A 26,536-nucleotide genomic window follows, 5' to 3' on the forward strand; every position below is an offset into this window, starting at 1 on the left:
AGAACCCTTCGATCGAGAGAGCGAAACGTCAAGTGCGAGTAGCCCAGTCCTGGCTGACCGACATCATCCGGCGCACCACCCCCGAGTGGTCGGTGACGCCGGAGGAACTCGACGCCGGGTTCGTTCGGGTCGGGCTGGAGGTCGAAGAGGTCGACAAGCTCCAACGCGTCACCGGTTCGATCCCCGAGCCGCTGGTGGTCGGGCGGGTCGCCGAGATCACCGAGCTGACCGAGTTCAAGAAGCCGATCCGGTTCTGCAAGGTCGACGTCGGTAATCCGGAGCTGCAGGAGATCGTCTGCGGCGCACGCAATTTCGCCGTCGGTGACCTGGTCGTCGTCGTGCTGCCGGGCGGTGTGCTGCCCGGTGGTTTCGAGATCGCCTCGCGCAAGACCTACGGGCACACCTCCAACGGCATGATCTGCTCGGTCGCCGAACTCGGTATCGGCAAGGATCATTCGGGCATCCTGGTGCTCGAACCGGGCACGGCGGAACCCGGCGCCGACGCGAACGAACTGCTCGGCCTCGACGACACCGTGATCGAGCTGAACATCACCCCGGACCGCGGCTACTGCTTCTCGGTGCGCGGCCTGGCGCGCGAGCTGGCCTGCGGCTTCGACCTCGAGTACGCCGATCCCGCGGTGCGTACGCTGCCCGATGCCGAGGCCGACGCGTGGCAGATCCGCGTCGAGCCGTCCTCGAAGTGCACCCGGTTCGGTGCGCGACGGGTCACCGGTATCGATCCGAAGGCCGTGAGCCCCTGGTGGCTGCAGCGCAGGCTGCTGCTCTCGGGTGTGCGCCCGATCTCGCCCGCGGTCGACGTCACCAACTACGTGATGCTCGAACTCGGCCAGCCGCTGCACGCCTTCGACGCGAGCAAGCTGACCGGCGCGCTGGTGGTGCGCACCGCCAACAAGGGCGAAACGCTGCGCACCCTCGACGAGGTCGAGCGGACGCTGGACGCCGAGGATGTGGTGATCGCCGACGAGTCCGGCGTGATCTCGCTGGCCGGTGTGATGGGCGGCGCGAGCACCGAGGTCGGCCCGGACTCCACCGATATCGTGCTGGAAGCGGCCATCTGGAATCCGCTGCTCGTCTACCGGACCGCGCGCAGGCACAAGCTGGTCTCCGAGGCGGGCAAGCGCTACGAGCGCGTCGTCGATCCCGAGATCAACCTCGCCGCGCTCGATCGCGCGGCCACCCTGCTCGCCGAAATCGCCGGGGGCACCGTGGAATCCGCGGTCACCGACATCCGCGTGCCGATCGAACCCGCCGCGCCGATCCGCATCGATATCGACCTGGCCGATCGGGTGGCCGGTGTGTCCTACCCGACGGGCACCTCGGCCCGGCGCCTCGCGCAGATCGGCTGCCACGTGGAGGTGGACGTCAGCGCGACCGGTCACGGTCAGCTGGTTGTCACCCCGCCGAGCTGGCGGCCCGACCTGGCGCAGCCCGCCGACCTGGTCGAGGAGGTGCTGCGGCTGGAAGGCCTGGAGCAGATCCCGTCGATCATCCCGACCGCACCGGCCGGGCGCGGCCTGACCGCCACTCAGCGCCGCCGCCGCGCGGTGAGCCGGGCGCTGGCGTTCGAGGGCTGTGTCGAGGTGCCCTCGCCGCTGTTCCTGCCCGCGGGCGTCTTCGACACCTGGGGCCTGGACGCCGACGATCCGCGCCGGGGCACCACCCGGGTGCTGAACCCGTTGGACGCCGAGCGTCCTGAGCTGGCGACCACGCTGCTGCCCGGCCTGTTCGAGGTGGCCGCGCGCAATATCTCGCGCGGCGCCCGCGATATCACGGTCTACAGCATCGCGCAGGTCGTCCTCCCCGGCCCGAATGTCCGTGCGGTCGAGGCGCTTCCGGTCGATCGCAGGCCGACCGACGCGCAGATCGCCGAGCTGCTCGACTCGCTGCCGCACCAGCCGGTGCACGTCGGCGTGGTGCTCACCGGTCGCCGCGACCCGCGCGGACCGTGGGGTCCTGGCCGTCAGGCCGAGGCCGCCGACGCGTTCGCGCTCGTCGACGCGGTCGCCGACGCGGCGGGCGTGACGATCGAGCGCAGGGCCGCCGCCTACCTGCCGTGGCACCCCGGCCGCTGCGCACAGCTCGTGGTCGACGGCGTCGTCGTCGGGTACGCGGGCGAGCTGCATCCCGCGGTGCTGGAGCGCGCGGGCCTGCCGCCGCGCACCTGCGCCGTCGAACTCGATCTCGACGCGCTGCCGCTGCGTGAATCCCGGCCCGTGCCAGTGGTTTCGCCGTTCCCCGCGGTGCTGCAGGACGTGTCGGTGAGTGTCGAGAAGACCATCCCGGCGGCCTCGGTGGAGACCGCGCTGCGCTCCGGCGGCGGCGAACTGCTGGAGGACATCGCACTGTTCGACGTGTACGAGGGTGCGCAGGCGGGCGAGGGGCGCAAGTCGCTCACCTACGCGTTGCGCTTCCGTGCGACGGACCGCACGCTCACCGAGGACGAGGCCAGCGCGGCCCGCGATGCCGCGGTCGCGGCTGCGGCGGCATCGGTCGGCGCGGTGCTGCGTTCCTGATCGGTTGTGTCGCTTGGCGATCCGGTCTTTCGCGGCATGGCTAGGGCCGGATCTCGTGTGGTGGTGCGTTCCTGATCGGTTGTGTCGCTTGGCGATCCGGTCTTTCGCGGCATGGCTAGGGCCGGATCTCGTGTGGTGGTGCGTTCCTGATCGATTGCGTCGCTTGATAATCCGGCCCCTCGCCGTCGTGGCAACGGCGGGACGCAGGCGCCCAGGGGTTGTCGGCCGCGGTGTGTGCGCCGGGTGACGAGCGGTTCGGGCGGGCGGAGGCCGATGGGTCTGCCAGAGCGCGGGAATCAAACAATCATCGCAGGGCGTTGTAGTGGCGGGGTCGGTGCGACCGCGTCGGCCATGTGATCTGGAGGTCCGATGAGCGTGCGAGCCGTATGGAATGGCGTAGTGCTGGCCGAGAGCGATGACACGGTGGTCGTCGAGGGCAATCACTATTTCCCGGCGAACTCCGTCAACAAGCAGTACTTCGAGTCCAGCGAAACTCACACCGTCTGTTCGTGGAAGGGCACCGCGTCCTACTACACGGTGGTCGTCGACGGCACGAAGAACGAAGATGCCGCCTGGTACTACCCCGAGCCGAAGCCGGAGGCCGAGATGGTCCGCGATCGCGTGGCGTTCTGGCGCGGGGTCGACGTCGGCTAGCGCGAATGGGGAGTCGGCGCGTGGCGGAAACGGCCACGGGGTAAGAACGACAGCATGCGACACCCCGCGAGCCCGATCCTCAACGCGCTGACGTACCTGCCCGAGCGGCGCATCGGGCAGGATCCCTCCCTGCTCGGGATGGACTACACCGACCTGTCGATCGCCACCGACGACGGCGAGACGGTGCACGCCTGGTGGCTGCCCGCGCGGAACTCGATCGGGCACGTGCTGTTCGCGCACGGCAACGCGGGCAATATCGGGGACCGGGTCGCGATCTTCGCGCTGCTCACCGCGGCCGGTTTCGATGTGCTCGCCTTCGACTATCGCGGATTCGGCCGCAGCACCGGCCGCCCCACCGAACACGGCACCTATCTGGATTCCCGTGCGGCACTGCGCGTTCTGCTCGAGCAGCCGGGCGTCGACCCGAAAAAGGTGTTGTACCTGGGCAAGTCGCTCGGCGGGGGAGTGCTTGTCGAGCTGGCGGTCGCGCATCCGCCCGCCGGACTGATCCTCATGTCCACCTTCACCGGCATCAGGGACGCGGCGCGCTCTGTGTACCCGTACCTGCCGTCGCCGTTGGTGCCCGACGCGTATCCGAGCCTGCGGCGCATCGCGCGGTTGCGCGCGCCGCTGCTGATCATGCACGGCGATCAGGACGAACTGCTGCCGGTGCGCCACGCCAGGCGGCTGTACGCCGCGGCGCCCGAGCCGAAGCGGCTGGTCGTGGTGCCCGGCGCCGGGCACAACGATGTCATCGCCTTCATCGGCGGCGAGTGGACGCGCACCATCACCGAGTGGGCCGGGACACACGGCATCGGCTGAGCGGCGCGCGGTGGTGCGTAGCGTGGAGATATGAGTGAGCTCAGCGAGATCGCCGCGAAGCTAGCGGCACTGTCCGACGACGAACTCGTGGCCGTGCTGCATGCCGCCACCGCAGGTCGCACCGCGTTCTGGGCGGTGAACTCGGCGCTCGGCGAGATGGCGGCCGTGCACCATGCCGAGCTGGTCGACGATGTGAGTCCGGCCACTGCGCCGTCGCCGACGCATGATTCGCCCGGCGCCGGTGGCGTATCCGGCCAGGTCGGGAGCGGTTTCACGGTACCCGTGGTACCGGGGCAACCGACCGGTATGCCTGGGCGGCCCGGGATCGGCGGATATTCGTCCGCCGGTGTCCCTACTTTCGAGTCAGTTCGCGATAAGGTCGAGCAGCGCTTCGGCACCGCGCAGGGAATGGGCGAACTCGACCGGCAGACCCCGGCGGGCCGCAGCGCCGACGAGCAATGGGAGGCGCGCGAGAAGGCCGCGCGTGAGCGTCTGGATCGGATTCGGAAATCTTTGCACGGCAACGATACCGACAACAGCTGATCCGTAATCCGGCCGGGCGCACCGTACTACGAACGTGATGGGTGGAACGCTATGGCCGAGCCGCGGGAAATCGCCGAACGACTACTGGACGCGCAGGTGGATTTCCTGCTCGCGGAGCTGACCGGCGACCGATTCACCGAGGTGGTCGCCCGCGACGTCGACTCGGTGCTCGCCGCCGCCGATACGCTGATCTTCCGGGAGATCGTCGAGGTCGACCAGGCCAAACAGACGGTCGCCACCCTCATCGAGCTGATCGGCGGCAGCCCCGTCATCGCCGATATGGTCGGCGTCTTCGCCGATTCCATCTACGACAACATCGCCGCCAACCACGAATACACCCTGGGTCAGGTGGTCGACCGTGCGCCGGTGGAGGCGCTGCTGGAGAAGATCTTCGGCATGCACCAGGCGCAGGAGCGCATTCTGGACCGGCTCACCGAGAGCCCGCTGGTCGCCACCGTCGCCTCGAAGTTCGTCGACAAGCTGATCAACGACTTCATGCAGGCCAATCGGGAACGCGCGGAGAAGATTCCGGGCGTCTCCTCGCTGATGTCGCTCGGCCAGTCCGCCGCCAACCGGGCCAAGAAGGTCGCCGACGGCACCTTCGTCGGCGACCTCGCGGGCAAGGGCGCCATGTTCGCGCTCAAACGGACCAACAACGCGATACGCGAAATGCTGCGTGACGCACCGGTACACGACGCGGCGATGGAGTTCTGGGATCTGCACGCCGACGAACCCGTCAGCGGCCTGCGCGACTACCTGACGCAGAAGGACCTCAACGAGCTGGTGCTGATCTGCTACGAAATCGCGGTCACCACCAAGGACAAGGAGTACTTCGGGCTGCTCGTCGACGAGTGCGTCGACGTGTTCTTTCACAAGTACGGCGATTACACCCTCGCCGCCATGCTGCCCGAGCTCGGTTTGTCCGGCGACGACATCGCCGCCGAGATCCTGCGCTACGGTCCCGCGGTCATCGCGGGCGCGAAGCGAAACGGCTTGCTGGCCAAGATGATTCGCGAGCGGCTCGAGCCGTTCTACACCTCGGATGCGGTGCTCGCGATCCTCGCGGGTTAACCTTTCGTCCACGTCGGTCGCTCGGCCGGTCCTGGTAGTAGTTCACAGGCCGGCCGAAAAAAATGAACAAAGTTCTCCGCGACGACCTCTCGAGTTGACGCCGGACCGGGCATATGGGATTTTGCTCGGAGACTTTCCGTGCGCTCGTCGTGGAGTTGTCACGGCCCGCTTTTCGGAGGAGTAGCAGGTTGGTGCGTCTAGGTCTACGGCCAAAAAAGTCCGGGGACACAGCGAAACTCGAACCTGCGGTATCCCCGGGTGAACATCCGCTGTCCGGCAGCGGAATGGGAAGCAGCATCCTACGGCCGCGCACCATCGGCGGTCAGCTCACCCGAATCCTCGCGCTCGCGCTGATTCTGGTGATCGCGCTGCTCGGTGTCACCGTCTACCGCGAGGTTTCGGACTACCGCGAGTCCAGCGATACCGTGCGCGCGGTCTCGCTCACGCTGAGCGTGCAGGATCTGACCAACCAGATCCAGCGCGAACTCGGCCTGAGCAACGGCCTGCTCGGTGGTGACAACCGGCTGGCGCAGCCGCTGATCGAACAGCGCGCCAAGGTCGACGCCGCGTTCGCCACGCTGAAGTCCGATGCCGCGGGCGATGCGCCGGGCGCGGATCAGGTTCGCGCGGCACTGGGGCAGCTGAACCTGCTCGCGAACACCCGCACCCAGATCGACACCCGCCGCGTCAGCAGGCAGGTCGTCTTCCAGTTCTACACCGACGCCGTCAGCGCGCTGAACCGCCTGCAGCTCGGCCTCGACCAGGCGCGCGATCCGCAGATCCAGCGCGGGCTGCGCGCGCTGTACGCGCTCGGTGAGGCCAAGGAAGAGGTCGACAAGGAGCGCGGCTTCCTCAACGGCGTCTTCACCTCCGGCCGCTTCAACGGCGGAGAGTACGTGCAGTTCATGGAGATTCGCGCGACGAAGCTGTCCAGCCTCGCCGCGTTCTCCCGCTACGCCACCAGCGCGCAGCAGGCCAAGCTCGACGCCGCGATGCTCAGCGACGCCGCGACCAGGGCGGAACAGGCGGAGAGCATCGCCATCGCCTCCAGCGACGGCGGACTGGTCCGTGAGGTCGATCCGATGTCGTGGTGGACGCAGATGTCGAGCATCATCGATGCGCAGCGCAGCGTGCAGCAGGTGGTCGGCAACGACGTGCAGGCACGCGCCGACGATCTGCGCGCCGCCGCGACCATCAAGCTGATCGGCTTCATCGTCGGCGCGTTGATCGCCATCGCCGCCATGGTCACCCTGGTGGTCATCTCGGTGCGCGCCATCGTGCGCCCGCTCGCCGCACTGGCGGGCGAGGCCGACGACGTGGCCTCCCGGCGACTGCCGAAGGTCATCGAGGAGTGGACGCACGCCGACGACAGCCGCCCGGATGCGCCCGCTCCGGTGCGCACCCCCGCGGGCGCGAGTACCGAAATCGCCGCCGTGGCAGGCGCGCTCGACCGCGTGCAGAGCACCGCGTTCGAACTGGCCTCCCAGCAGGCGCTCGTTCGCCGCAACACCACCGAGTCGATGGCCAACCTGGCCAGGCGCAACCAGAACCTTGTCCGCCGCCAGCTCGGCCTGATCAGCGAGTTCGAACGCGCGGAGCTCGAGCCCAAGGGCCTGGCCAACCTGTTCGAGCTCGACCACCTCGCCACCCGCATGCGCCGCAACGCCGAGAGCCTGCTCGTGCTCGTCGGCGAGGCGAGCCCGCGCCGGTGGGCCCAGGCCATCTCGCTGAGCGACGTGATCCGCGCCGGCCTGTCCGAGGTCGACGACTACCGCCGGGTGGTGCTGCGCCGGGTCGACGACGTCCTCATCCAGGGCGCGGTGGTCTCCGAACTCGCGCACATGCTCGCCGAGCTGATCGAGAACGGGCTCGCCTTCTCCCCACCGGATCTCGAGGTCGAGATCTACGGGCGCCGTGCGCCGCACGGGTACCTGCTCGCCGTGGTCGACCACGGTGTCGGCATGCCCGCCGACGCGCTGGCCCAGTCCAATGCCAGGCTGCGCGGTGAACAGGACTTCATCGTCGCGCCCTCGCGTTACCTCGGCCACTACGTGGTCGGCCGGCTGGCGGAGCGGCTCGGCATCGATGTCGAGCTGAACATGTCGCCGGTGAGCGGTATCGTCGCGCGGCTCACGCTGCCCAACGAGTTGATCGTGCAGGAGGGGCAGCACCAGGCTCCCGCGGTGGGCGCCAAGGTGTCCGGTGGCGGCGTCGAGCGGTCATGGGGCGCCGATACCGAGGTCGGCATTCCCGCGGTGACGGCCGAACAGGCGGCCAGGGGCGTCCCGGCCACCATGGCGCCGGAGCCCATTGCACCGGAACCGATCACGCCGGAACCGAGCGTGCCGAGCCATCGTGGTCCGGAACCCGCGTGGGCGGCGTACGGCGCCGAGCGCAACGGTTTCGGTCCCGGCGTCGACGATGCGCGATCGGCGCCAGGGCCAGACAAGCCGCGCGACGCACGGCCGCGGCACGAGGCCGTCGAGCCCGGCGACGCCACTACGACGGGATCGTGGCAGGTGTCCGCATACTCACACTTCATTTCCACCCCCGGTGATTCCGAAGGCACGCCGCCGATGACCGACACCGGTACCTGGCGTGTTCCCGAAACGCGCAGCGGCACAGGAGAATTCGATATATCCTCAGTGCCGTCCGGGCCACGCACCACGCGCAACGGACTCGTGCGGCGCAACAAGAAGTCCCGCAGCGCGGGCAATGCGCCCGCCGGTGAGACGCGGCGCGAGACGAACGGCGCAACGGTGCGGCCGGAGCGTGCGCCGGTGACCGAGCGTTCACCGGAGGAGACGCGGAGCATGCTGTCGTCGTTCCGGGCCGGACACGAGCGCGGCGCCCCGCCCGCTCCGTCGTCTTCGCGGCCGTATGTCGGTCCACGCGAACACGATTCCCGCGCCGGTGAGCCGGCGCCGCCCGCACAGTCAGCCATCGCAGAGGAGAACCGGTGACCACCCACTTACCGAGCGCCGACCCGCACACGTTCAACTGGCTGCTCGCCAACTTCGTGCGAGACACCGACGGCGTGCGCGATACGGTCGCCGTCTCCTCGGACGGACTGCTCATCGCGATGTCCGACGGTCTCGACCGCACCTCCGCCGACCGGCTCGCCGCCATGGTGTCCGGTTTGGCCAGCCTCGCCAAGAGTGCCTCGCGCAGTTACTCGTTCGACGGGCTCAAACTGATCATGATCGAGATGAAGCGGGGCTTCCTGCTCGTCTCGGCCATGGGAGACGGTAGCTGCCTCGGCGTCATCGCCGACGGCAGCTGCGACGTAGGCCTCGTCGGCTACGAGATGGCCCTGCTGGCCGAACGTGCGGGCTCACTGCTCGATCCCGCGCTGATTTCCGAACTGCGAGAGACATTGCGAAGATGAGAGATCCCGATCGGCCGTGGTTGCCGGACCAACGGATGATCCCGAAGAATCACACCCCCGGCTGGTTCGAGGACCGGCCAGGGCAAGCGCCACCTGCCGAAGAGCTCGTCGGCAGCGATGAACAGTTCGTGCGCCCCTTCGTCATCACCTCGGGGCGCACGATGCCGTTGATGGACGGTCTGCGCATCGAAACACTGGTGCAGGCGCCGCCTTCGGCACTTTCGGCACCGCTGCAATTCGAACAGCGCACCGTGGTGCAGCTGTGCCAGCGGCCGCACTCCATCGCCGAAATCGGTACCGCACTGCACGTTCCGGTCGGCGTCGCGAAGGTCATCGTGAGTGACCTCGCCGCGGGCGGATACGTCACCGTGCGCGAGTCCGATCAACTGTCCACCGCTGCCATCGAGAGGATCAGGGACCTTGTACGGGCACTCTGACATGAGCCCCCCACCGCCAGCTCCGACCATGCCGTCCTCGGTGAAGATCGTGATCAGCGGTGGCTTCGGGGTCGGCAAGACCACGTTCATCGGCGCGATCTCCGAGATCGAGCCGCTGGTCACCGAGGCGGCGATGACCGAGGTCGCGATCGGCGTCGACGATCCTGGCAGGCGTGCGGACAAGACCCAGACCACGGTCGCGCTCGATTTCGGCCGCATCACGTTGGACCGCTCGCTGATTCTCTACCTGTTCGGCACGCCGGGACAGGACCGCTTCGTCTTCCTGTGGGACGACCTGGTCGACGGTGCGCTCGGCGCGGTGATCGTGGTGGACACCAGCCGGGTCGACGACTGCTACCCGGTGCTCGACTACTTCGAGGAGAAGGGCACGCCGTTCGTGGTCGTGGTCAACCGCTTCGACAACGGACAGCGGTTCGATCTCACCGAGGTGCGCGAGGCACTCGAGCTCGAAGAGTGGATTCCGCTGCTGGAATGCGATGCGCGCGACCGGGAATCGGTCAAGGATGTGCTCGTCGCGCTGCTGGAACAGGTCCTGTTCCACCGGCTCTCGCCGCAGGGGCTGCCTGCCTGAAGGGCCGCTTTCCTCGACTTCGCTCAACGGAAAAGGGGCACTGCGGCTTTCGCCGCGGTGCCCCTTTCTGTGTCCCGAGCTGTCGTCAGACCCCGGCGAGTACGCCCGCGCCGGGAATGGCGTCGAGCAGCTGGCGGGTGTAGGAATCGGCCGGCGCGGTGAGCACCTTGTCCACCGGACCCTGTTCCACCACCCGGCCGTCGCGCATGACGAGCACCTCGTGCGCCAGCGCGCGGACGACCGCCAGATCGTGCGAGATGAACAGGTAGCTCAGGCCGAGCTCGTCCTGCAGCGACTTCAGCAGCGTCAGAATCTGGTCCTGCACAAGGACATCCAGCGCCGACACGGCCTCGTCGCAGACGACGAGCCGGGAACCGACGGCGAGCGCGCGAGCGATGGCGACGCGCTGCCGCTGACCACCGGACAGCTCGTTCGGATACCGGTGCGCCACCGCGGCGGGCAGCGCCACCTGATCGAGCAGTTCGGCCACCCGCGCGCGGCGGCTGCCCTTGTCACCGATCCCGAAGGCGCGCAACGGTTCCGCGATGATCCGCTCCACCGTCCACATCGGATCCAGCGACGCGTACGGATCCTGGAACACCGGCTGCATCGCCTGCCGCGCCGCCCGCAACCGCGCCCCGCGCAACCCGACGATGTTCTCGCCGTCCAACTTCACCGTGCCGGACGTGGCGGGCACCAGCCCGAGCACCATCCGCGCGGTAGTCGTCTTCCCGGAACCGGATTCACCGACGATCGCGGTCGTCCGTCCCTTGCCGATGCTGAAGGAAACGTCATCGACCGCTTTCAACACCCCGCCGCGCCCACGGATCTTGTACTCCTTGCTGAGATGCGCCACCTCGAGTATCGGAGTTTCCTTGCTGAGCTCGGCCTTCGCGGCCGCGTCGGTGGGACGGTCTTCCGAGGTGACGGCCGCAGCAGCCTTGCCGACGGTGGGCTCAACAGCCTTGTCGGCCTCGGCCTTCCCGTTGGCAGCTGGGTTCGCAGCGGCCTTGTCCTCGGCGGTGCTCGCGTCGGTCGAGGCGCTGCCGCTGACGTTGCCCGTGCCCGCTTTATCTTCGGCGGCTTCGACTACCGCGGCTGCGTCCGCTGCGGCGCTATCGTCGTCTACCGTGCTGTCCGCGGTTTCGCCTTCGGCAGTGGCGTTCTCGGCTGCTTGGCCCTCGGCGGCCACATCCGCGGCTGGCTTGTCCCGATCCGCTGCGGACTCACCGGCCTTGTCGTCGCCGGAAACCTCCTCGGCGGCCGCGCTTTCGCGGTCGGTGGCAGCCTTGGTCGTGTCGGTGTCGTCCGCAGCGGCGGCAGCAACCTCTGAGGCTTCGTCGGCGGCAGGCTCATCCTCGACTGCGTCGGACTGAGCAGCCTTGTCGTCGCCCGAAACGTCCCCGGCGGCCTCGTCTTTCGCGGTCGCCCCATTGCCCGCTGTGTCGTCGGCGCCGTTCTCGGTGACGGCCTCGGGTGCGTCGGTGGCAGCCTTGGTCGTGTCGGTGTCGGCGGTGTCCTCGGCCGCGTCGGCGTTCCGGTCGGTGGCCTCGGTGGCAGTGGCGGATTCGCTCGCGGTGGCGGTGGTTGCTTTGCCGTTGGTCGCGGCCTTTTCGCCGTTGGCCGTGGTTTCGGTGGTTGCCGTGGTTTCGGCGTCCGCTTGGGCCTTGGCGGCTTTGCGGCGGGCGGCCTTGGCCGCTCGGCCCTTGAGGGGTTTGGGCTCGGCAGGTTGGGCGGCAGGGGCCTTCGCGGGGGCGCTGGTGTCGGCCGCCGTGGTGTCGGCGGTCTTCAGCTCCGCGGCCTTGGCGCCGTTGGCTTTCGCGCCGTTGGTCTTGGCCTTGGCGGTCTTGCGCTGGGTTGCTTTGCCCGCGTTGGGCTTACCTTCGGTTTCCTCGGTGAGCAGCGGCGCGAGGACGAGGCCGGGGGCGGCCGCGACGAGGCGCTGGGTGTAGTCCTGCTTGGGGTTGGTGAGCACCTGGCGGGCCGGGCCGGATTCGACGATCTTGCCGTCGGACATGACGATGACGCGGTCGGCGCGCTCGGCGGCCAGGCCGAGGTCGTGGGTGACCAGGAGCAGGGCGGTGCCGAGTTCCTGGGTGAGCTTTTCCAGGTGGTCCAGGATCTGGCGCTGCACGGTGACATCGAGGGCCGAGGTCGGCTCGTCGGCGATGAGCAGATCGGGGCGGCAGGCCAGCCCGATCGCGATCAGCGCGCGCTGGCGCATACCGCCGGAGAATTCATGTGGGTACTGCCGCGCGCGCCGCGCAGGCTCGGGCAGCCCGGCCTGGGCGAGCAGCTCGACGGCCTTCTCCTTGGCCTCGCGGCGCGAGCAGACCTTGTGTGCGAGCAGCGTTTCCGAGACCTGTCGCCCGACGCGGGCGACCGGGTTCAGGTTGGACATCGGATCCTGCGGCACCAGCCCGATCTCACGTCCGCGCAGCTGGCGCAGCCGCTTCTCGTCGGCGTGCGTGATCTCCTCGCCGCGCCAGTGAATGGCGCCGCCGCTGACCTGCCCGGCGCCGGGCAGCAGCCCGACGATCGCATGGGCCAGTGTCGATTTCCCGGATCCGGAGGCGCCGACGATCGCGACCCGCTCACCGGCCTGGATGGTGAGGTCCGCACCTTGCACGGCCTGCACATCGCCGAAGCGGACCCGCAGATCGCGGATCTTCAACAGTGGTTTGGTCATGAGAAGGGTTCCTTCAGCGACTTGTCTTCGGGTCGAGCGCATCCCGCAGGGCGTCGCCGAAGAGGTTGAATCCCAAGCAGATGATCGCCAGCGCCACACCGGGGAAGATGCCGGGCCACGGCGTGCGCAGCAGATACTGCTGTGCGTCGGACAGCATGATGCCGAGGCTCGGCGCGGGCGGTTTGATACCGAGGCCGAGGAACGACAGGATCGCCTCGCCGATCACCGCGGTCGGCATGATCACCGTGGCCTGCACGATGATCGGCGCGAGCGCGTTGGGCAGTATGTGCTCGCCGAGGATGCGCCAGGACGGCACGTGCATGGTGGTGGCGGCGAGCACGAAGTCGGTTTCCTTGAGCCGCAACGTTTCCGCGCGCACCACCCGCATCATGATCGGCACCTGCGCGACGCCGAGCGCGATCGCCGCGTCGACGAGCCCGCCGCCGTTGATCGCGGTCAGCCCGACCGCGAGGATGAGGAACGGGAAGGCGAGCAGCACATCCGACAGCCGCGACAGCACCATGTCCAGCACCCGCCAGTACCCGGACAGCAGGCCGAGCGGCACACCGATGACCACCGCGCAGAGCACCGACAGCGCGCCGACCTCGAGCGAGGCACGGGTGCCGTAGAGCACCCGGGAGAAGATGTCGCGGCCCAGATCGTCTGTGCCCAACAGGAATCCCTCGGTACCCGGCCGCTGGAACGGGGTGGCGAAGTGCACCTCGGCGGGTGCGTACGGCGCGAGCAGCGGCGCGAAGACGCCGATGAACACCACGATCAGCAGCAGCGCCGCGCCGATCAGGCCGAGTGGATTGCGCCGCAGCTGGCGCAGCACCCGCCCGCGCACCGCGACGGCGGTAAGTGACGGTGTCTCAACGGGTTTGGTCGCTTCGATGACGGTCACTTGGCTCTCCCGGACACTCGCACGCGTGGGTCGATCACCGTGTACAGCACGTCGACCAGCAGGTTGATGACGATGTATGAGGTGGTGATCACCAGCACGACGGCCTGGATCACCGGGTAGTCGCGGGTGAACAGCGAATCGAGGGTCAGCTTGCCCATACCGGGCAGGCTGAAGATGCGTTCGGTGACCACCGCGCCCGCGATGAGCGCGCCGAGCTGGAGGCCGACGATCGTGGTCACCACGATGAGGCTGTTGCGCAGCCCGAAGCGCAGGATGATCGCGCCACGGCCGAGGCCCTTGGCCCGCGCGGTGCGCACGAAGTCGGCGGTCAGCGTCTCCACCATCGATGAGCGCGTCTGCCGCTGCACCACCGCGGCGTGGGTGAGCCCGAGGATCAGCGCGGGCAGGGTGAGGAAGTAGATGCCCTTCAGCGGATGGTCAAGGGGCGAAACGTATCCCGAGGCCGGGAACCAGCGCAGCTGCACCGACAGATACAGCACCGCGAGGATGCCGAGCCAGAAGGTCGGCACCGAAAGCGCCGCGAGGGAGAACCCGTTGGCGGCCCACTCGGGCCAGCGGCCGCGGTACACCGCGGCGATCACGCCGCCGATCACGCCGGCGAGCACCGCGATGGCCATGGCGTACAGCGCGAGCTGCACGGTCACCGGGAGCGTGGTGCCGATCATGTCGCTCACCGGCGAGCCGGTGCGGATGGATCGGCCGAAATCGCCGGTGAGCGCGTTCTTGACGAACTTGAGGTACTGCACCAGCAGCGAGCTGTCCAGCCCGAGTTCGGCGCGCACCGCCTTGATGGCCGCCTCGTCGGCCTGTTCGCCCGCCATCACCGTCGCCGGATCGCCCGGCAGGGCGCGGACGCCGACGAAGACCACCATCGAGGCGAGCACCAGCGTGACCGCCGACTGCCATAAGCGGTGGAATACATACTGAAGCATGGGTTTTCAGCCCTTCCGATCCGCGACGAATGCGGCCTTGCCGAGTCGCACCGCACCGTCGGCGTACACCTCGATGCCCGCCACCCAGGTCGAGTGGACGGTGAGGTTACGCAGCCGGTAGGTGTAGATGTATGGGTTCTCTCGTGAAATGAACCGCACCGCTTGCTCGTACAGCGCGCCGCGCTGGGCGGCGCTGTTGCTGTGCGCGGCCCAGCCGAGCACCTCGTCCAGTGCGGGCGAGTTGTAGCCGCTGTAGTTACCGTTCGAGCCGGTGACGAGGAAGCGGGCGATATTGGCGTCCGGGTCGAGCCGCCCGGACCAGCCGAGCAGCAGCGCCTCGTAGGTGCCCTTCTTCTGGGCGTCGAGCATCGCCGAGTATTCGGCGGGCACGATCTTCAGGTCGAAGCCGCCCTCGGCGACGCTGGCCTGCAATGCCTGTGCGTACTGCAGCTGATCCTGCACGTTCATCACCTGCATCGTCACCGGATACGGGGTCTGCACGCCCGCGTCGGTCAGCAGCTGGCGCGAGCGCGCCGGATCGAACAGCGGGCATGCGGTGCTCGACCTGGTGGCGTACGAGGTGCGCGGCGCGATCGGCGTGCACGCGGGTTCGTACCAGTCCTGGAAGACGTCCTTCACCAACTTCTTCCGGTCGACGCTCAGCGAAAACGCCAGCCGGACACGGGCATCGCGCGCGATGGCGGTGTTGATCTGCTTGACCGGCTTACCCGCACCGTCGACATTGCCGATGTTGAGGTAGAGGCCCTGGAAGCCGAACGATCCCGATTGGAGCACCCGCAGCTGTGGCACCTTGGTCAGCGTGTCGATATCGCGCGGTGACATGGTGTCCGCGACCTGGATTTCCCCCGAGCGCAGCGCCGCCGCGCGTGCCTTGGGATCGGCCATGATCCGGTAGGTGATGGTGTCGAAGTGCACGTTCTGCGCGTCGTAGTACAGCGGGTCGCGGGCGACGGTGATCGAGGTCTGCGGCACCCGCTTGACGAACTTGAACGGTCCGACGCACACCGGGTTGTCACCGAAGTTCTTACCCGCCTCCTTGAGCGCGACCGGCGACATGATCATGCCCGCGCGGTCGGCCAGCGCGGCGGTGATCGGCGCGAACGGCTCGTGGTACTTGATCACGACGTGGGTCGGGTCGTCGACCTCGATGCCGCTGATCGGCCCCATCTCACCGGTGCGCTGCGAGCCCTCCAGCGTCCAGTGCCGCTGCAGGCTGGTCTGCACCGCGGTCGCGGTGAACGGTGTGCCGTCGGCGAATTGGATGCCGGTGCGAATCGGAATGGTCACCGACAGGCCGTCGGGGGAGACCGTCGGCATGGCGGTCGCCAACTGCGGCACCAGATTTCCGGACGAGTCGTTGTCGTAGAGCTTCTCGCAGACCGTGCTCATGACGTAGCGCATGTAGAGCGAGGTGGAGGTGGACGGATCGAGCTTGTCCGGGTCGTTGGACAGGCCCATCATGAGGTCGCCACCCTCGCGGACCGGCTGGTTGCCGAGCGGAGTGCCGTAATCATCGGTGTGCGTGGTGATCTCGACCGGCGCCTGAGCCTGGGAGCAGGACGCGAGCAGCACCGCGACCAGGCAGGCGATCGCCAGCCGGAGGAAACGAACGAACATGTGGGTCAGCCCTGCCGATCCGTGACGAACGCGGCCTTGCCGAGCCGCACCACACCATCCGGGTACATCTCGACGCCGGTCACCTGCGTGGAATGCACGGTGAGCAGCCGCTCCCGGTAGGTGTAGATGTAGGGGTTGTCCTTCTGAATGAGTTGCACCGCTTGGCCGTACAGATCCGCGCGCTGCGCGGTGTCGGTGGTGCGGGCGGCCCGCCCGAGCAGATCGTCGAGCTCCTTGTTGCTGTATCCGCCGTAGTTGCTGCCGGATCCGGTGGTGAGGAATCGAGAGGTGTTGGCATCCGGGTCGATCCGGCCCGACCAGCCGAGCTGCAGCGCCTCGTAGGTGCCGCGCTTCTGCACGTCGAGCAGGGTCGAGTATTCGACCGGCACGATCTTCAGCTCGAAGCCGCCCGCCTGGACGCTGGCCTGCAGGGCCTGCGCGTACCGGAGCTGATCCTGGCTGTTCTGCACCTGCAGTGTCACCCGGTAGGGCAGTGAGACGCCCGCCTCGGCAAGCAGCTGCTTAGACTTCTCTGGATCGTAAGTGGGGCAGGCGATTCCGGCGGGGGTGGCGAAGGTGCTGTTCGGCACGATCGCCGTGCACGCCGGTTCGTACCAGTTGTTGAAGACGGTGTCGACCAGCGTCCGGCGGTCGACGCTCAGCGAGAGCGCCTGACGGACCTTGGCCTCCTTGGCCAGTGGCGTGTCGATCGGCTTCGCGGGCTTGCCGACGCCGTCGACATTGCCGATGTTGAGATAGATGCCGCGGAAGCCGAGCGCCTGCGACTGCAGCAGCCGCAGGTCGGGATCCTTGGCCAGCGCGTCCACGTCCTGGGGCGAGATGGTGTCGGCGACCTGGATGTCACCGGAGCGCAGATTCGCCGCGCGGATGTTGGCGTCGGCCATGATCCGGTAGGTGATCCGGTCCAGGCGGACCTTCGCCGCGTCGTAGTACAGCGGGTCGCGCTCCACCGTGATGGAGGTCTGCGGTACCCGCTTGACGAACTTGAAGGCGCCGACGCACACCGGGTGATCGGCGAAGTTCTTGTCGTCCTTGGCCAGCGCGGCGGGCGACATGATCATGCCCGCGCGGTCGGCGAGCGCGGCGGTGATCGGCGCGAACGGCTTCTTGTACTTGATCACCACGTGGGTCGGGTCGGCCGTCTCGATGGCGGCGATCGGGCCCATCTCGCTGGTGCGCTGCGAGGTCTTGGAGGTGAGGTGACGCTGCAGGCTGGTCTGCACCGCGGCGGCGTCGAAGGGGGTGTCGTCGGCGAACTTTATCCCGCTGCGGACCGGAATGGTCACGGTCAGGCCGTCTTCGGAGACGGTGGGCAGCGCGGTCGCCAGCTGGGGGACCAGTTTTCCGGATGCGTCGTTGTCGTAGAGCTTTTCGCAGATCGAGTTCATGACATAACGCGTATAGAGCGAGCTGGACGTGGTCGGGTCGAGCTTGTCCGGCTCGTTCGATAGGCCCATGACCAGCTCACCGCCAGCCCGGACCGATTGTGTCCCAACGGGAGTACCGAAATCATCTGTATGCGTTGCGGTTCCAGTGGGATGCTGGACCGGGGCGCACGCTGCGAGCGCGACGGCGGCAACACTGAGCACCATCATCCGGGTGCGGCGAACGAGCATGGGCTACAAGATACTTCAAGCCCTTGCACTTTTCTCTCCCGAGATTCTTATTTGTAAATTGTTTTCCCGGGTGCACGGGAACTAAATTGGGAGCGGTCGGCGCAATGGCACGAAAAATAGCGATCCGGCGAAATCCGGACCGCTATCTTCGATGCTGTGTGAACTTATCGCCCCGCGGCGTAGCCCTGCATGCCACGGGGATTCGCACCGGCTGAAAGTACACCGGTTCGCCTGTCCCGCGCCACTGCGCACAGGCGGCCCTCCGACCATGGCCCGCCGACCGTCACCTGATGACCCCTGCGCTCGAGATCGGCGATGATATCGTCGCCGATCCGCGATTCCACGATCACCGAGCCGGGGCTCATCGATCGCGGATAGAAGGAACCGGGGAAACTCTCCTGATGCCAGTTCGGTGCGTCGATGGCACCTTGCAAATCGAGTCCGTCACGTACCTTTTCGCGCAGTGCGACGGCGAGGAAGAAGTGCAGACTCCACTGATCTTGTTGATCGCCGCCCGGCGTGCCGAAGGCCATCACGGCTTCGCCGTCGCGCAGCGCCAGCGACGGGCTGAGCGTTGTGCGCGGCCGGCGGCCGGGCACAAGCGAATTCGGCAGATCCGGCTCGAGCCACGCCATCTGCAACCTGGTGCCGAGCTGGAAACCGAGTTCGGGGACAACCGGATTGGATTGCAGCCAGCCGCCGCTCGGCGTCGCCGCGATCATATTGCCCCAGCGGTCGACGATATCGAGCTGACAGGTGTCGCCGCGGGTGGCGCCGCTGGCGGCCACCGTCGGTTCGCCCGCGCCGAGCGGAACATCAACGGCCGTAGCGGAATTGGCCTCGACATAGGAGCTGAGCCGCGGCTGCTGGCCGTCCGGGTGGCCCGGCCGCAGCTCGTGCGAGGCGCAACAGCCGATCATCGCGCTGCGCTGGGCGTTGTACCAGGGGGACAGCAGCGTCTCGAGGGAGACCTGGGTGCTGTCGCCGTACCAGGCCTCGCGATCGGCCATCGCGAGCTTCGAGGTCTCGATGAGCCAGTGGTAGTACTGCGCGGTGCCGTACTCGAGCCGATCCGGCAGCAGCGCGAGCTGCTGCAGGAATACCGGGCCCTGGCTCCACAGACCGGGCTTGGCGATGGTCCAGCCCTGCCAGTCGTAGGTCGCGGGCGTCTCGTAGGTCGCGGCGTAGTTCACCAGGTCGTCGCCGGTCAGCGTGCCGACGTGGCGCTCGCCCGAGGTGTCCATGGTCGGCCGGTTCGCGGCGGCGACCAGCGCCTCGCCGATGAACCCCTCGCGCCAGACGCGCCGCGCCGCCTCGATCTGGGCCTCGCGATCCGGGCTCGCGGCCTCGGCTTCGGCGATCAGCCGCCGCCAGGTGGCGGCCAGCGCGGGATTGCGCAGCAGCTCGCCCGGCTTGGGCGCCCTGCCGCCGGGCAGGTAGATCTCCGCCGAGGTGGTCCACTCGGTGCGGAACAGCTCGGCGACCGTGTCGACGGTCTCGCCGACCCGTTCCACCGCCGGGTGCCCGCGCTCGGCGTATCCGATTGCGTAGGAAAGCATTTCGGCCAGGCGCTTGGTGCCGTGATCGCGCAGCAGCAGCATCCAGGCATCGAAGGCGCCTGGTACGGCGGCGGCCAGCGGGCCGGTGCCGGGCACCAGGTCCAGGCCGAGTCCGGTGTAGTGATCGATGGTCGCACCCGCGGGAGCGCCGCCCTGGCCGCACAGCACGCGCGGCGGCAGGCCGACGGGGGCCAGGATCATCGGCACCTCACCACCGGGGCCGTTCAGATGCGGCTCGACCACATGCAGCACGAACGCGGCGGCGACCGCCGCGTCGAACGCGTTGCCGTCGTCTTCGAGCACCGCCATCGCGGTGGCCGAGGCGAGCCAGTGAGTGGACGACACCATCCCGAAGGTGCCCTGCAAGGTAGGCCGCGTGGTGAACACCAGCCGAGTATCGCCCCGGGCGGGTTCGTACGTCCAAGACATCTACGACACCAAACCGATAGCCTCTGGTTATGGAACGCAGGCAGCTCGAGTACTTCGTCGCGATCGTGGAGCACGGCGGGTTCACCCATGCGGCGCGTGTGCTGCGGGTAGCTCAGCCATCGCTGTCCAGGTCGATCGCGAAGCTCGAGAAGGAATTGGGGGTCGACCTGTTCCATCGGGTCGGGCGCAACGCCGTACTCAGCAACGCGGGGGAGTTCATGGCGGGCCGCGCCCGTCAGGTGCTGCGCGATCTGGACGCGCTGCGCGACGCCGCGCAGGCCATCGGGGCAGGCGTCGCGGGCCGGGTCGATGTCGCCGCGACGCCGTCCTCGACGCTGGAGCCGGTGATCGGCACCATCGCCGATCTGCGCGAGCGACATCCCGGCGTCACGGTCGGCACCTGGTCGGCAGCCTCGGCGGCGGAGGTGATCGCGATGGTGCTGCGCGGTCGCTGCGAGGCCGGAGTATGCGGCAGCGCGGAGCGGCCCGCGGGCCAGGGACTGGTCGCGCACCACCTGCGCGATGAGCAATTCCTGCTCGTCGCGCCGCCGGGTACCAGGGTCGGTTCCGGTGGCACGGTGACGCCGGAAGATCTGCGCGGCATGAGTTTCGTGATTCCGCAGCCTGCCACCGCGGTCCGCGCGCGCTTCGACCGGCTCGCCGCGGCGGTCGGTGATCTGCACATCGCGGCCGAGGTCGGTGATCGCAGCGTGGTGCTGCCGATGGTGTTGCGCGGCATCGGCGCCGGACTGATGCCCGACGGGTGGTACGACCTGGCCACCAGGGCCGGGGCCGAGGTGTATCGATTCTCCCCGCCGGAACGCCTGCCGCAGTGGCTCTTACATCGCAACGGCCACCTCACCGCGGCGGCGCAGGCCTTCATCGACAGCACGCTGACCCGCGCCGCGGCCGTGGCGGCGGCGCGCTGAGCCGGTGTGCCCGCCGGTAGCGTTGTGCGGGTGGGTGAGCAGAAGGAGCGGATGCTCCGCGGGGAGTGGTATCGAGACAGCGATCCCGAATTGGTCGCCGAACGCGTTCGGGCACAACGGCTCTGCGACGAATTCAACCGGACCGGACCGGAGGACACCGCGCAGCGGGATGCGGTGCTGCGGCAGCTGCTCGGAAAAGTGGGCGAGGGATCGTGGATCATGCCGCGATTCCAGTGCGATTACGGGCATCTCATCGAAATCGGCGCCAACAGCTTCCTGAACTACGACGCGATCCTGATGGACTGTGCGCCGATCCGCATCGGCGACGACGTGTCCATCGGGCCGCGCTGCCAGCTGCTCACCGCGCTGCATCCGCTGGCGGATCACGAAATGCGCAGGCAGCGTTGGGAATCCGCCGCACCGATCAGCATCGGGAACAATGTGTGGTTCGGCGGGGGCGTCATCGTGTGCCCGGGGGTCACCATCGGCGACGACACGGTGGTCGGCGCGGGCAGCGTGGTCACCCGTGATCTGCCCGCGCGGGTGTTCGCCGCAGGCAACCCTGCTCGCGTCCTCCGCGAGTTGTAACCGAGGCGCTTCGGGCAAGTGATAGCCGCGCGAACCGTCGACCACGCTACCGTGTCATAGCCAGTCATCAGCCCGGGTTCATGCTCACCACGCTCGATACATGCTGGACTTGCCACTGCCGTTGGACCCGGTCACCACGGTCAGCGGCCGCAGCGGCACCACCAATCGCCGCAACGACCGATAGTTCTCGACTGCCACGGTGCTGTGCCCCGCGACGCTGCTCGCCGAACGCGGTGGGCCTGGTACTGGCCGAGGCGCTGACCGGAGGCCGCGCCGCGAGGAACTCCTCGCCGCAGCGATGAATTCCCGGACGGCGCGTCGTCAGAATGGTGAGCCCCTCGAACAAGGAGATGCACCATGAGCAACGGCAAAGACCTCGCACTGTCCCACGTCGCCATTCTGGTCGGCGATCAGGATCAGGCGCTGGCGTTCTACCGCGATGTGATCGGCCTGGAAGTCCGCCAGGACATGCCGTTCCCCGGCGGCCGCTGGCTGACCGTCGGCCCGGTCGGGCAGCCCGGGATCGAATTCATCCTGGAGAACCCCGGAATGAACCCGAACGACGAGGCGCGTGCGGCCGCCGAGGCCCGGCTGGCCAGCGGCGCCCAGGGCACGCTGATCTTCACCACCGAATCCGCCGACGCCACCTTCGCCCGGCTGCGTGATGCGGGCGCCGAGGTCGAGCAGGAACTCGTCGACCAGCCGTACGGTGTGCGCGACTGCGGCTTCGCCGACCCGTGGGGCAACCACATTCGCTTCTCCCAGCCGCTGGGCTGAGCGCACCCCCACATCCGGCTGTCCGCCGGGCGGACAGCCGGATGTGGGCGGCGTCGCATACCGGCGGCCGGGCCGCCCGCAATACTGTCGTCCCATGGGTGATGCGCGAATCGAGACGGAACAGGACGCGATCAGGCCGCTGCGGGACGACATCCGATATCTGGGTGGCGTGCTCGGCGACACCATTCGCGATCACGAGGGTCCCGAGGTGTTCGACCTGATCGAGCGGGTGCGGGTCGAGGCGTTCCGCATCCGCCGCGAGGAGGTCGGGCGCAGCGCGGTCGCCGAGATGCTGCAGGACGTGGACATCCAGACCGCGCTCCCGCTGATCCGCGCCTTCAGCTACTTCGTACTGCTCGCCAACCTGGCCGAGGACATTCAGCGCGATCGGCGCCGCAGCGCGCACGTGGCGGCGGGAGAGCCGCCGCAGGATTCGTCGCTGGCCGCCACCTACCGCAAGCTGGACGCGGCGCGAGCTCAGGGCCCGGAGGCGGCAGCGCAGCGCGACCACGCAGGGCCCGGGGAGCGCCGCCAATTGAACGCTGTGGCGGCGCTGGATGGTCAGCGGGTGGCCGACCTGCTCACGGACGCGCTCGTCTCACCGGTGATCACCGCGCATCCGACCGAGACGCGCAGGCGTACGGTCTTCGACGCGCAGACCAGGATCACCGAGCTGATGCGGCTGCGGCAGCGCTATCCCGAGGCCGAGCGCGCCGAACTCGATCAGCGGATCCGCCGCCAGGTGCTCGCGCTGTGGCGCACCGCGCTGATCCGGTTGGCGCGCTTGCGGATTCAGGACGAGATCGCGGTCGGCCTGCGCTACTACGAACTGACGCTCTTCGACGTGATCCCGGCGATCAACGCCGAGGTGCGCGCCGCGCTGCGTGCCCGCTGGCCCGAGGCCGGGCTGCTGCCGCGCCCGATGCTGCGGCCCGGCTCGTGGATCGGCGGCGACCGCGACGGCAACCCCTTCGTCACCGCGGAGGTGGTGCGGCACGCGGCGCACCAGGCGGCGTCGGTCGCCTTCGGCCGCTACCTGAACGATCTGGTCGAGCTGGAAAAGGCGCTGGCGCTGTCCGAGCGCCTCGTCGCGGTCACCCCGGCGGTCGCCGCGCTCGCCGATACGGGGTACCGGGACAAGGCGGTACACGCCGACGAGCCGTATCGCCGTGCGCTGCACGCCATTCGGGCGCGGCTCACCGCCACCGCGCTGCGCGCCCTCGGCGCCGAAACCGTCGCTGGCCTGGCCGGCGCCGAGCAGGGAGTGACGGGCACGGTCGAGGTGCGGCCGTACGACTCTCCGCAGGCGGTGCTCGACGATCTGGACGCGGTCGATGCCTCGCTGCGCGCCAGCGGCGACGGACTGCTCGCCGACGACCGGCTCGCCGCGCTCCGGCATGCCGTGGAGACCTTCGGTTTCCATCTGCAGGGCCTCGACATGCGGCAGAACTCGGAGGTGCACGAGCAGGTCGTCGCCGAACTGCTGGCCTGGGCGGGTGTGCACGCCGACTACGCGAGCCTGCCGGAAGCGCAACGGGTACAACTGCTCTCGGCCGAGCTGGGGACCAGGCGGCCGCTGCTCGGACCGCACGCGCGGCTGAGCGAGCTGGCCGCGAAGGAACTCGGCATCGTCCGCGCCGCCAAGGAGGTGGTCGACACCTTCGGCGCCGAGGCGGTGCCGAACTACATCATCAGCATGTGCACCTCGGTCAGCGACATGCTGGAGGCCGCACTGCTGTTGAAGGAGGGCGGGCTGCTCGATCCCGGCGCCCCGGACGCGCCGCCGAGCTGCTCGGCGGGCATCGTGCCGCTGTTCGAGACGATCGAGGATCTCGGCGCGGGCGCGGCGACGCTCGCCGCCGCGCTCGACGTGCCGGTCTACCGAGAACTGGTGGCGGCCAAGGGGATGCGCCAGGAGGTGATGCTCGGGTACTCCGACTCGAACAAGGACGGCGGATATCTCGCCGCGAACTGGGCGCTGTACCGGGCGGAGCTGGACCTGGTCGAGGTGGCGCGCAAAACCGGAATTCGCCTGCGGCTGTTCCACGGTCGCGGCGGCACGGTCGGTCGCGGTGGCGGGCGCAGCTACGACGCCATCCTCGCCCAGCCCGCAGGCGCGGTGCACGGTGCGCTCCGGCTCACCGAACAGGGCGAGGTGATCGCAGCCAAATATGCCGAACCCGGTGCGGCACACCGCAATCTGGAGTCGCTGATCGCGGGAACGCTGGAATCGACCCTGCTCGATGTCGAGGGGCTCGGCCCCGATGCCGAACCGTCCTACGAGCTGATGGACGATCTGGCCGCCCGCGCCCGCGCCGCCTACGCGCGCCTGGTGCACGAAACACCGGGTTTCGTCGAATATTTCCGCCAGTCCACGCCGGTCGCCGAGGTCGGCGACCTGAACATCGGCAGCAGGCCCGCCTCGCGCAAGCCGACCAATTCGGTCTCGGACCTGCGGGCCATCCCGTGGGTGATGTCGTGGAGCCAGGCGCGGGTGATGCTGCCCGGCTGGTACGGCACCGGAACGGCGTTGGAGCAGTGGGTGAACGGCGATCCGCAGCGCCTGGCCACCCTGTCCGATCTGTACCGCCGCTGGCCGTTCTTCCGCACCGTGCTGTCGAACCTGGCGCAGGTGATGGCCAAATCCGATCTGGACATCGCCGCGCACTACGCCGAGCTCGTCGAGGATACGGCGTTGCGGGAGCAGATCTTCGGCATGATCCGTGACGAGCACGCGCGCACCATCCGGATGCACGCCGCGATCACCGGCAACGATCACCTGCTCGCGGACAACCCGTCACTGGCCGAATCCATCCACAACCGCTTCCCGTATCTGGAACCGCTGAATCAGATGCAGGTGGAACTGCTGCGGCGGTTGCGGGCGGGCGACGACTCGGAACTGGTCAAGCGCGGAATCCTGCTCACCATGAACGGTCTGGCCACCGCGCTGCGCAACTCGGGATAGGCACACGCGAACGCGCTCCCTTGCACCCGGCGAGACCGGGGCAGGGGAGCGCCGGCGCAATGGCGCTGCGGCAATGAACTACTAGGCGACGATCGCGATGGCGTCGATCTCGACGAGCATTTCCGCGCGCGGCAGGCCGGTGAAAACCGTGGTGCGGCTTGGGAGTACGTCGCCGGTGGTGTGGGCGGAGACGAATTCGCCGTAGGCGTCGTTCATGGCGGCGAAATCGTCGCGGGTGGTGAGGTAGACGCGCAGCATGACCACATCGTCGAAGGTGGCGCCGCTGGCGTCGATGATCGCCTTCACGTTCTGTAGCGTCCGGATGGTCTGGGCCGCGACATCGCCGGGGAACAGGTACTCGTTGGTGTCGGGATCCACCGGACCCTGACCGGACACCTGAACGAACGGGCCCTTGCGCACGCCCTGGGAGAACGTGTGCGCGGGCGCCGGTGCGTGCGGCGTACGGACGGCGATCTTCTCACTCATTACTACTGCCCTTTCGTTGCGGTGGAGATCCGGCTGGGCGTCCAGCCGAGTTCGGTGGAGATGGCGTCGGCGGCCGCGCGCACCTGGGGCAGCGCGGCCAGTACCTGTTCGTGATCGAGGAGCATGTCCGGCACCGACATCGACAGCGCGGCGACCACGGCGCCGGTGCCGTTGCGCACCGGGACGCCGATGCAGTTGACGAACGTCTCGTGCTCCTCGTGATCCTCCGCGTACCCTTGCGCGGCAACTCTTTCCAGCTCCGCGAGATAGCCCTCCGGCGTGCGGATGGTGCGCTCGGTGAACGGGTGGTATTCGATCCGCTCGGCGATCGCGCGCCATTCGGTGCGCGGCTGGGCGGCGACGAGCACCTTCCCGACCGCGGTGCAGTGCAGGGGCGCGGGCCGCCCGATCCGGGAGTACATGCGCACGCTGTGGATGGCGTCGAGCTTATCGATGTAGATGACATCGCCGGATTCGTAGGTGGCCAGGTGGATGGTCTGCCTGGTCTCGGCATTCAGCGCGGCCAGGTGCGGGCGGGCCAGTGCGCGCACGTCGCGGTGTTCCAGCGACTGGTTGGCCAGCTCGAAAAGCCGGGAGCCGAGCGCGTAGCGGTGCTGGCTGTCGTGGGTGACGAACCGCTCGGACTCCATGGTCTGCAGCAGCCGCAGCACCGTCGACTTGTGCACGCCCAGCTGGGCGGCCAGTTGATCGAGCGACTGTGTGTCCTGTCCGAGCGAGACGAGAATGGTCAACGCCCGCAGCAAACTCTGACTCATGACGCCGCCTCGCTGGCGCTCGGCCGCGTCATAGTCACGGACGCTGTGTTGTCGATTCGCTCGCTGCGCTCACTCATGACGCCGCCTCGCTGGCGCTCGGCCGCGTCATAGTCACGGACGCTGTGTCGTCGATTCGCTCGCTGCGCTCACTCATGACGCCGCCTC

At 68.4% G+C, this 26,536-nt stretch carries 22 protein-coding genes and 1 pseudogene; 13 read left to right on the plus strand and 10 right to left on the minus strand.

Annotated elements, in window-relative coordinates; translation table 11 throughout:
* The first annotated feature begins 32 nt into the window (after positions 1-32).
* The 9 genes from pheT to ACIG5A_RS41805 all read left to right on the plus strand — a co-directional run bounded on the left by pheT (position 33) and on the right by ACIG5A_RS41805 (position 10,041).
* The gene (gene pheT, locus ACIG5A_RS41765) at positions 33-2,534 is read left to right on the plus strand and encodes a phenylalanine--tRNA ligase subunit beta (protein WP_397250785.1); all 2,502 of its coding nucleotides are present in this window, start codon (positions 33-35) and stop codon (positions 2,532-2,534) included.
* 369 nt (positions 2,535-2,903) lie between these two features.
* Positions 2,904-3,188, plus strand: coding sequence for a DUF427 domain-containing protein (locus ACIG5A_RS41770; RefSeq protein WP_397250787.1), 285 nt, complete (start codon positions 2,904-2,906; stop codon positions 3,186-3,188).
* 54 nt (positions 3,189-3,242) lie between these two features.
* Positions 3,243-4,010: an alpha/beta hydrolase gene (locus ACIG5A_RS41775; RefSeq protein ID WP_397250789.1), complete on the plus strand. Its 768-nt coding sequence runs from the start codon at positions 3,243-3,245 to the stop codon at positions 4,008-4,010.
* A 30-nt stretch (positions 4,011-4,040) separates the two neighbouring features.
* Positions 4,041-4,553 (plus strand): hypothetical protein, encoded by a 513-nt coding sequence (locus ACIG5A_RS41780; protein WP_397250791.1) that lies wholly within the window; start codon positions 4,041-4,043, stop codon positions 4,551-4,553.
* Positions 4,554-4,604: 51 nt separating this feature from the next.
* On the plus strand, positions 4,605-5,624 hold the full coding sequence (locus ACIG5A_RS41785) for a hypothetical protein (RefSeq protein WP_397250793.1): 1,020 nt from the start codon (positions 4,605-4,607) through the stop codon (positions 5,622-5,624).
* Positions 5,625-5,908: 284 nt separating this feature from the next.
* Positions 5,909-8,587: a nitrate- and nitrite sensing domain-containing protein gene (locus ACIG5A_RS41790; RefSeq protein ID WP_397250795.1), complete on the plus strand. Its 2,679-nt coding sequence runs from the start codon at positions 5,909-5,911 to the stop codon at positions 8,585-8,587.
* Positions 8,584-9,012: a roadblock/LC7 domain-containing protein gene (locus ACIG5A_RS41795; protein WP_397250797.1), complete on the plus strand. Its 429-nt coding sequence runs from the start codon at positions 8,584-8,586 to the stop codon at positions 9,010-9,012. The genes ACIG5A_RS41790 and ACIG5A_RS41795 overlap by 4 nt, the downstream gene beginning before the upstream one ends.
* On the plus strand, positions 9,009-9,449 hold the full coding sequence (locus tag ACIG5A_RS41800; protein ID WP_397250799.1) for a DUF742 domain-containing protein: 441 nt from the start codon (positions 9,009-9,011) through the stop codon (positions 9,447-9,449). The genes ACIG5A_RS41795 and ACIG5A_RS41800 overlap by 4 nt, the downstream gene beginning before the upstream one ends.
* 49 nt (positions 9,450-9,498) lie before the next feature.
* Positions 9,499-10,041 carry a GTP-binding protein gene (locus ACIG5A_RS41805; RefSeq protein ID WP_397250994.1) on the plus strand — a complete coding sequence of 181 codons (543 nt, stop codon included), beginning with the start codon at positions 9,499-9,501 and terminating at the stop codon, positions 10,039-10,041.
* Positions 10,042-10,126: 85 nt separating this feature from the next.
* Here ACIG5A_RS41805 and ACIG5A_RS41810 read toward each other — a convergent pair whose 3' ends face one another.
* From ACIG5A_RS41810 to ACIG5A_RS41840, 7 genes and pseudogenes are all read right to left on the minus strand, one after another.
* Positions 10,127-11,233: an ABC transporter ATP-binding protein gene (locus ACIG5A_RS41810; RefSeq protein WP_397250996.1), complete on the minus strand. Its 1,107-nt coding sequence runs from the start codon at positions 11,231-11,233 to the stop codon at positions 10,127-10,129.
* 675 nt (positions 11,234-11,908) lie between these two features.
* Positions 11,909-12,730 (minus strand): annotated as a pseudogene (locus tag ACIG5A_RS41815) (ABC transporter ATP-binding protein); the annotation flags it as partial.
* A gap of 13 nt (positions 12,731-12,743) precedes the next feature.
* Positions 12,744-13,634 (minus strand): ABC transporter permease, encoded by an 891-nt coding sequence (locus ACIG5A_RS41820; protein ID WP_397250801.1) that lies wholly within the window; start codon positions 13,632-13,634, stop codon positions 12,744-12,746.
* A complete protein-coding gene (locus ACIG5A_RS41825) occupies positions 13,631-14,587 on the minus strand; it encodes an ABC transporter permease (RefSeq protein ID WP_397250803.1) in 957 nt (318 codons plus the stop codon). Before ACIG5A_RS41825 ends, ACIG5A_RS41820 begins: the two co-directional genes overlap by 4 nt.
* 6 nt (positions 14,588-14,593) lie before the next feature.
* Entirely contained in the window at positions 14,594-16,225 is a 1,632-nt protein-coding gene (locus ACIG5A_RS41830) for an ABC transporter substrate-binding protein (RefSeq protein WP_397250805.1), read from the minus strand.
* A 5-nt stretch (positions 16,226-16,230) separates the two neighbouring features.
* Positions 16,231-17,703 carry an ABC transporter substrate-binding protein gene (locus ACIG5A_RS41835; RefSeq protein ID WP_397250807.1) on the minus strand — a complete coding sequence of 491 codons (1,473 nt, stop codon included), beginning with the start codon at positions 17,701-17,703 and terminating at the stop codon, positions 16,231-16,233.
* Positions 17,704-18,026: 323 nt separating this feature from the next.
* Positions 18,027-19,850, minus strand: a complete 1,824-nt coding sequence (locus ACIG5A_RS41840; RefSeq protein ID WP_397250809.1) for a gamma-glutamyltransferase family protein — start codon at positions 19,848-19,850, stop codon at positions 18,027-18,029.
* Positions 19,851-19,879: 29 nt separating this feature from the next.
* Here ACIG5A_RS41840 and ACIG5A_RS41845 point away from each other — a divergent pair, with 29 nt between their 5' ends.
* Entirely contained in the window at positions 19,880-20,779 is a 900-nt protein-coding gene (locus ACIG5A_RS41845; protein WP_397250811.1) for a LysR family transcriptional regulator, read from the plus strand.
* 30 nt (positions 20,780-20,809) lie between these two features.
* On the plus strand, positions 20,810-21,367 hold the full coding sequence (locus tag ACIG5A_RS41850; RefSeq protein WP_397250813.1) for a sugar O-acetyltransferase: 558 nt from the start codon (positions 20,810-20,812) through the stop codon (positions 21,365-21,367).
* A gap of 84 nt (positions 21,368-21,451) precedes the next feature.
* Here the strand turns inward: ACIG5A_RS41850 and ACIG5A_RS41855 are convergent, their stop codons facing one another.
* On the minus strand, positions 21,452-21,565 hold the full coding sequence (locus tag ACIG5A_RS41855) for an AAA family ATPase (RefSeq protein ID WP_397250815.1): 114 nt from the start codon (positions 21,563-21,565) through the stop codon (positions 21,452-21,454).
* A gap of 159 nt (positions 21,566-21,724) precedes the next feature.
* Between ACIG5A_RS41855 and ACIG5A_RS41860 the strand changes: the two genes are divergently transcribed.
* Together ACIG5A_RS41860 and ppc are read left to right on the plus strand one after the other, a co-directional pair.
* A complete protein-coding gene (locus tag ACIG5A_RS41860; protein WP_397250817.1) occupies positions 21,725-22,144 on the plus strand; it encodes a VOC family protein in 420 nt (139 codons plus the stop codon).
* A 94-nt stretch (positions 22,145-22,238) separates the two neighbouring features.
* Positions 22,239-25,109: a phosphoenolpyruvate carboxylase gene (ppc, locus tag ACIG5A_RS41865; protein WP_397250819.1), complete on the plus strand. Its 2,871-nt coding sequence runs from the start codon at positions 22,239-22,241 to the stop codon at positions 25,107-25,109.
* Between the two features lie 81 nt (positions 25,110-25,190).
* Here ppc and ACIG5A_RS41870 read toward each other — a convergent pair whose 3' ends face one another.
* Positions 25,191-25,595: a RidA family protein gene (locus tag ACIG5A_RS41870; RefSeq protein ID WP_397250821.1), complete on the minus strand. Its 405-nt coding sequence runs from the start codon at positions 25,593-25,595 to the stop codon at positions 25,191-25,193.
* Positions 25,596-25,597: 2 nt separating this feature from the next.
* Positions 25,598-26,371, minus strand: coding sequence for an IclR family transcriptional regulator (locus tag ACIG5A_RS41875; protein ID WP_397250823.1), 774 nt, complete (start codon positions 26,369-26,371; stop codon positions 25,598-25,600).
* Positions 26,372-26,536: the final 165 nt, after the last annotated feature.

The sequence above is a fragment of the Nocardia sp. NPDC052566 genome (assembly GCF_044547285.1).
Taxonomy (GTDB): domain Bacteria; phylum Actinomycetota; class Actinomycetes; order Mycobacteriales; family Mycobacteriaceae; genus Nocardia.